The sequence below is a fragment of the Blastomonas sp. genome (genome assembly GCF_041747255.1).
Lineage (GTDB): Bacteria > Pseudomonadota > Alphaproteobacteria > Sphingomonadales > Sphingomonadaceae > Blastomonas.
In genome coordinates this window covers 1-6,052 of the sequence record NZ_JBGTFM010000324.1, presented here as the reverse complement: position 1 = coordinate 6,052, position 6,052 = coordinate 1, and the positions used below count along the sequence as shown (strand labels likewise).

Genomic DNA, 6,052 nt, shown 5'->3' with positions numbered 1-6,052 from the left:
CCCCGCCGCTCCCCGCCCATATCCCGCCGCGCGAACGTCGCGCCGCGCATTTGGGGCATGCCGCGATTTATGTTCTCGTCGTGCTGATCGGCCTGACGGGCCTCGCCATTGCCGATCTGCAAGGTTTCGGAAACGCTTATTTCGGGATCAAGCTGCCAGCGTTCTATCCTGTCATGGCGAAAGTAGCGGGGTGGTCGGTCGATCCTTGGTCTTATGTCGTGCACGCAGCGCTGGCCTATCTGTTTCTTTTGCTGATCGGCGTCCATGTCGGCGCGGTCTATTTGCACCGCAAACAGGGCAACGGCCTCGAAAGCCGCATAACCGGACAAACGCCCCGCGCGCGCTGGTGGGTCGATCTGGCTGCAGCGCTGCTCATCGTCACCGCGACCACCGTCCTATTGGGCGCACTGCGTGGCCATCTCACGCTCGCGCCTGCCGAAATACCGCGTGACTATTCGATGGCACGCATGGGCTAGCGTGCGACGTTATCGGGATTGAGCTGACCTTGCGCATGACGCATCAGCTCTGCGATCCAGTCGAGCACCACCCTGATCTTCGCATTGCTTCGCGTATCGCGGTGCGTGCCAACCCAGATTTCACGCGCGGGTGGATCGGAAGCAAGGGAAAGCCGGACCAGTCTGTCGTGGGGGTCGGCGAGATAGCGGGGCAGACAGGCGAGACCGGCACCTGCGAGGCAAGCTTTGACCTGGCCTTCGCGACTGTTGGTCGACAGCACCGTCACGGCCCCTGCCATGCTGGTATTGAACCAAGACCCCTCGGGCATGTCGAGCAGGCTATTCTGAAGTGCGATGATGCGATGACCGGCCATTTTGCCACTCGTTGGATCGCCGAAACGCTCGAGATAATCGGGCGCGGCGTAGACGGCAAAGGCCATCAGGCCGGCCTTGCGGACAACGATCTCATGTTGCCGAAACGCCGCCATACGAATGGCTACGTCGGCCTCGCGGCGAGCAAGCGAAAGGCTCCGCGTGTCGACGTCGATCTCGATCGCGAGCTTTGGATAGCGATCGAGCAGCACCGGTAGTTCGGGGACCAGAACATGTGCACCAAAGGCTTCGACCGTGGTGATGCGCACTTCGCCAGCGAGGCGATCGTCCTCTCCGGTCAAGGCCCGGCCAACGGCCAAGGCTTCCTCGTCCATCCGCTCGACATGCGCGAGCACGCGCTCGCCTGCCGCTGTGAGCACAAAGCCCGTCGGCGTGCGCTGGAGCAATGCGCCGCCAACGCGGTCGTGAAGCCGTTCGAGGCGACGGCCCATCGTCGGCTGGGTGACGCCGAGTTGCTGCGCCGCACCCGACAGCGTGCCGGTCCGGCTGATTGCCAGAAAGCATTGCATATCGTCCCAATCGAGTCGCGCCTTGTCAAATCTCTTCATGCGTTTACGCATATCTAAAACACGCTAAAAGGCAATACGCAAACATATCAGCATGAAGTAAATGGTGCTCAACAACCACCATCAAGGATGATGACGATGAATAACAATATCCTCAGCGCCTATGGCGCTACCCTGTTGCGGACTACTCTGGGCGGCCTGTTTCTCGCGCATGCTGGCCTGAAGTATTTCGTGTTCACCCCGGCGGGCACTGCGCAGTTTTTCGATTCGATCGGCGTGCCGGGCGGTTTAGCATATGTGGTGCTCACAGCTGAAGTCGCCGGCGGCGTCGCGTTGATCCTCGGATTTTATACGCGGATCGTTGCGCTCGCGCTGGTGCCGATCCTGCTCGGCGCGATCGTCACCGTTCATGCGTCGGCGGGCTTCTTCTTCAGCAACCCCAATGGCGGCTGGGAATTCCCTGCGGTCTGGGCGGTCGCGCTGATCGTACAGTCACTGATTGGCGATGGCGCGCTCGCGGTGAAACCGACCCCTGAGATTGCCAACAAGCTTGATCTCGCGGCAGCCTGATCTTCAACTCTCACCAAGGACTACTTCGATGACCCAGCCTTCAATTGCCGAGCTCGACCGTGAGCTCAACGATGCCATTCTCAACGGCACGGCCCTTCAAGCCTTTGAAACCTATTACGCCGACGATGTCGTCATGCAGGAAAACGACGCCGAGCCGACCATCGGCAAAGATGCCAATCGGGATCGCGAAGAGGCCTTCTTCGCCGCAATAACCGACTTCCGCGGCGGTAAGGTTCTCGCCACCGGTGTCGGCGACGATACCACCTTCTCGCACTGGCATTTCGACTTCACCCACCGCGAATGGGGCGTCCGCAATTACCATCAGGTTGCCGTGCGTACTTGGCGTGACGGCAAGATCGTTCGCGAAATTTTCTATTACGGTTGAAACGGCGCGACCGGGCGGGACACTGTCCGGTCGCACGCCCCATGAGTAAAGACGATGCCAACACTCCCCTCTCTTTTTGTAAGCCATGGCGCTCCCAACCTCATTCTTGGATCGACAGCAGCGCGCGGCTTTCTGAGCGGCCTCGCCGAAGAATTGCCTAAGCAACCCCAAGCGATCGTTATGATCTCGGCGCATTGGGAAACCGCCAGCCCGGCGGTCAGTGCGCCGCTTGTCAACGACACCATCCACGACTTCGGCGGTTTCGAACGCGAACTTTATGCCCTACGCTATCCTGCCCCGGGATCGCCGGCCACAGCGGAGCGGATTGCAGCATTGCTCCAGTCGGCCGCGTTGCCAGTAACAATTGATGGTCAGCGCGGTCTCGATCATGGAGCCTGGGTCCCCTTGATGCTCGCCTGGCCCGACGCCGACATTCCGGTCGTCCAGCTTTCGGTTCAGACGCAAGCCGGTGTCGATCATCACCTTGCGATCGGCGAAGCGCTCGAGCCGTTGCGAAACGAGGGTGTGCTGATCATCGGCTCGGGCTCGTTTACACATGATTTGCGCAGTTACCTCCCACACCGCCACAATACAGTAGCGCCAGAGCCTGACTGGGTGTCGGGTTTTGCCGACTGGATGGATGCAGCTCTGGCGTCGAACGATCGTGACGCCTTGCGCTCCTATCGAAAGCTTGCGCCCGATGCGGTCCGCAACCACCCGACCGAGGAACATCTGCTTCCATTGTTCGTCGCACTTGGCGCAGGCGGCACCGAAAGTTCCGCGCGCGCGCTGCATCGCTCCACAACGCATGGCGTCCTTCGCATGGACGCTTACGCTTTCGGAAATTGACAATGACCGTCCTTCGTCTGCTGCCGCCCAGCGGGACGGCTCCGCATAATTTGATCATCTGTCTGCATGGCGTCGGAGCCAACGCAGCCTCACTTCGCTCGCTCGGACAAAAGATCCATTCAGCCAATTCAGCCAGTGCGGTCGTCATTCCCGATGCGCCGAATCAATCCGATTTTGGCGGCCCCGGTCGCCAGTGGTTCAGCGTGCGTGGCATCACCGACGCAAACCGCGCGGACCGGATTAATATGGCGCTGCCTTGGCTCAACGCCTTCATCCGAGCCGAATGTCGTCAATGGCACCTGACTGAGGACGACGTTGGTGTTTGCGGCTTCAGTCAAGGCGCGATGATGGCTCTGGCCCTTCTACAGACAGAGCGTCCACCGGGAGCAATTGCGTCAATCGCCGGGAGGATCGCGGCGCCGATCATGATGCAATCCGATCCGTCTACTGAAATTTTCCTATCGCACGGTGATCTCGACACGGTTGTGCCTTTCGCGTGCCTGGGCGAAGCATTCCGTGCATTCCAACTGGGCGGTTTTACGGTCACGCAACTTCCGATTGCTGGTCTCGGTCATATGATCGAAACCAATCAGGCTAAAGCCGCAAGCGAGTTTCTGGCTCGATGTCTTGCGGCCAAGAAGCTTAAGTCCGAGCCGTGATCGGCGGCATTCGAACTATCTGGCGCGCCAAGAGGCGGCAGATCCTAATCGCGTGGCTGGCCGCTTGGCCGACGTTGACTGCAGTGCTGGCCGTTCTGCAGCTCTTTGCCCATGGCTGGCCGCTGCCGGTTCGTTCGCTCGCAAGCGCGACCAGCATGGTTCTGCTCATGAATTTTGTGAGCGTGCCGACGGTCACAACAATGCTCTCACACTTGGGCAGGCTCAGATCGAGCCGAACAGAAGCAGCGGCGGCATCGCTAGAGAGTTGAGGCGCAGAAAGCGCATCGCGACCCCTTGCCTCGGAATGGTCAACGAAATTGACCCAATCGTTCAGCTTCTGTTGGCGCTTTTCTGCAGGTGAAGTGATTTAGCCGAACTGTATCCGGATCGTGATATCAACCGCGCTTGATGCAAAGGACAGAGATGTCGCGACTAAATTCGACCCTACTGGCGTGAGGCCGCGCGGGTTTCTATGCTGCTTCCACTCTGTCAGCTTTAGGTGCGATCGAGCGGACAAGCGCCCAGAGAGCCACACGAAGCTTCTCAGCACTGGGGTCAGTTTTTCCAACCCTCTCTCTCAAAATCTGGATCAACTTCTGGTCTTCCGCCGAAAGGCGCACCAACCAGTCATTGCCGTCTGGTTTTGGCAGGAGCGCACTTGCAATTCTCTTGCTGACACGGTTAGCCGCTTTGCGCGATGGCTCGTGTTGAATGTGAGCGTAGATCGCGGTCGATCTCGGATTGGAATGGCCAAGGATTGCCCCGGTCAGAGCAATCGCCTCACCCGTCGAGATCGCGGTAGAGCCAATTGTGTGACGAAGCGTATGTGGAGTAACACCGGGCAGGGCCGCTTTCTTGATAGCGCGTGCCCAAGGTGTTTTCGTCCCTTGGAAATAGCCATCGCCACTGTCAGCTGGAAAAACGAATTCTGACGTTTCGTTCCGTTCGATGTGTTGAAGCAAGGTAAGTGCCGCCGCGCCAAGCGGTCGCACGGAGTGGCCTGTCTTGCTGTCTTCCAAAACCAGCAGGCCGTTGCCGAAATCGACTTCGCTCCATTTCAGGCCTGCAATCTCGTTCCGGCGGCATCCTGTGAGTGCCCAGAGCCGAGCGATGTTCACCGCTTTCAGGTTCGTCCCCTCGGCCTCTAGTTCATCGAGTGCTTGTCCAAGCCGGCCAACTTCCTCCAGCGACAGGAAGCGTGTTCGGCGACCGTCGGTCTTGCGGACAGCTGCGTTCTCACAGGGGTTCCGGTCCACGATCTCGCTTCGCCGTGCGAAGCTGTATACTGCTGACAGGTCGCGCACCACCTTGCGTGATGCGCCCGGACCTCCTCGCACGATGATGCGCTTGCGCGGGCCGACTTTCTCATTTTTGGCCGTCTTGCCCACTGCAACGTCGGCAGCGAAGCGTTCGATGTCTCCGCTTGTCACTTCACTCACGCGCCTGTTGCCGAGGAGCGGGATCACATGATGACGGAGCCGTGCGATCGTGTAGGCTTTTGTCAGTGGCTTCATTGGCTCACCGATCCGTTTGCCGCGCTGAACTACGCATCCATGTTGCTCGTAATAATCAATCAGCGCGGCGACGGACATCTCTTTGCGCTTGGCGGCGAGATCGCCGCCCGGGTCGGCCCCTGCTGCCGCGCTTCCGAGAATAACCTTGGCCTTCCTTCGGGCCTCTTCGGGCGTCATGGCTCCATAACGCCCAATGGTCTGAATGCGCTGCGGCGCATTTCGCCCTCCACCGCCAACACGATATTTAGCGACAAAGGTTTTGACGCCTGACTTTTCAATGCGAAGGCCAAACCCTCTCAGGTCACAGTCCCAGATATAGTAGCGTTTTTCGCCAGGATGCGCGGCGTCCACGGTGCGCTTTGAAAGACTTTTCTGGCTTTTTGATCCCATTGCGTCCTCGTCATGCTGTATACCACGTGTATCCCACGGTGCGGGCGTATGGTGGCGTAGGCGAGGTTGCTACTGGGTTAGAGGAAAGTCAACGAACCAAGGGTTTGCGAGGGTTGTAGCGTAGAAATAACAAGTTCCGATGACCCGCTTCGAAATCTTGCCAAGGTTGGGGTCGAGGGTTCGAATCCCTTCGCCCGCTCCAGTTTTCTCTCAGAAAACCAATCGTTTGAACCTCGCGAAGCTCGCGAGGCACTGGTGACAACGGACAAGTTTCCAACGATTGTCACCACATTGTCACCAGGCGAAATTCGGCTGGGGACAACTCAAGCGT

7 protein-coding genes are annotated in these 6,052 nt (G+C 59.0%); 5 read left to right on the top strand and 2 right to left on the bottom strand.

From position 1 onward, the window contains the following. Window positions 1–476, top strand: a 476-nt coding sequence (locus tag ACEW8G_RS11115; protein ID WP_373488486.1) for a cytochrome b/b6 domain-containing protein, incomplete at its 5' end; no start/stop codon positions are given. Here the strand turns inward: ACEW8G_RS11115 and ACEW8G_RS11110 are convergent. Further along, window positions 473–1,396, bottom strand: a complete 924-nt coding sequence (locus ACEW8G_RS11110; protein WP_373488485.1) for a LysR family transcriptional regulator — start codon at window positions 1,394–1,396, stop codon at window positions 473–475. The genes ACEW8G_RS11115 and ACEW8G_RS11110 overlap by 4 nt on opposite strands. Before the next feature lie 96 nt (window positions 1,397–1,492). Here ACEW8G_RS11110 and ACEW8G_RS11105 point away from each other — a divergent pair, with 96 nt between their 5' ends. The 4 genes from ACEW8G_RS11105 to ACEW8G_RS11090 are packed head-to-tail and all read left to right on the top strand — an operon-like array spanning window position 1,493 to window position 3,817. Continuing rightward, window positions 1,493–1,924, top strand: coding sequence for a DoxX family protein (locus tag ACEW8G_RS11105; RefSeq protein ID WP_373488484.1), 432 nt, complete (start codon window positions 1,493–1,495; stop codon window positions 1,922–1,924). Between the two features lie 28 nt (window positions 1,925–1,952). Then, window positions 1,953–2,309 carry an ester cyclase gene (locus ACEW8G_RS11100; RefSeq protein ID WP_373488483.1) on the top strand — a complete coding sequence of 119 codons (357 nt, stop codon included), beginning with the start codon at window positions 1,953–1,955 and terminating at the stop codon, window positions 2,307–2,309. A 54-nt stretch (window positions 2,310–2,363) separates the two neighbouring features. Further along, window positions 2,364–3,158, top strand: coding sequence for a class III extradiol ring-cleavage dioxygenase (locus tag ACEW8G_RS11095; RefSeq protein WP_373488482.1), 795 nt, complete (start codon window positions 2,364–2,366; stop codon window positions 3,156–3,158). Window positions 3,159–3,160: 2 nt separating this feature from the next. Further along, on the top strand, window positions 3,161–3,817 hold the full coding sequence (locus ACEW8G_RS11090) for an alpha/beta hydrolase (RefSeq protein WP_373488481.1): 657 nt from the start codon (window positions 3,161–3,163) through the stop codon (window positions 3,815–3,817). A 470-nt stretch (window positions 3,818–4,287) separates the two neighbouring features. Here the strand turns inward: ACEW8G_RS11090 and ACEW8G_RS11085 are convergent, their stop codons facing one another. Further along, window positions 4,288–5,721, bottom strand: coding sequence for a tyrosine-type recombinase/integrase (locus ACEW8G_RS11085; RefSeq protein WP_373488480.1), 1,434 nt, complete (start codon window positions 5,719–5,721; stop codon window positions 4,288–4,290). Between the last annotated feature and the right edge of the window lie 331 nt (window positions 5,722–6,052).